The sequence below is a fragment of the Vogesella mureinivorans genome, from assembly GCF_007644035.1.
GTDB classification, from domain to species: Bacteria; Pseudomonadota; Gammaproteobacteria; order Burkholderiales; family Chromobacteriaceae; genus Vogesella; species Vogesella mureinivorans.
On record NZ_VMTV02000412.1, the window covers coordinates 1 to 309 of the forward strand.

Genomic DNA, 309 nt, shown 5'->3' on the forward strand with positions numbered 1-309 from the left:
TAACGACGGGTAGACAGCAGCATGGCCGACGGCATGGCGTGCAAACCGTAATCGGCGCTCAGCCGCCGGTAGTGCGCCGCCGCCTCATCGCTACTGCGGGCGTGCACCATGCAGAACAGGTTGTACGGCCAGTGCGCCCCCTGCGGCGGTCGGGCGTAGCACAGGGTGACGGCGGCATCGGCGGCCAGTTGCGTGCCGATGGCGTCGCGTTGCGCGGCAGGCACTTGCCACACACACATGGCGTTGGCACGGTAGCCCAGTTCGCGGTGGCGCAGCACAAAGCCGAAACGGCGGATCACGCCATCGTCC

The 309-nt window shown here is 68.0% G+C and carries 1 protein-coding gene; it reads right to left on the reverse strand.

What is annotated here, in order from left to right:
- A partial coding sequence (ahbB, locus tag FLQ44_RS11265) for a siroheme decarboxylase subunit beta (protein WP_147694450.1) occupies positions 1 to 309 on the reverse strand: 309 nt, incomplete at both ends.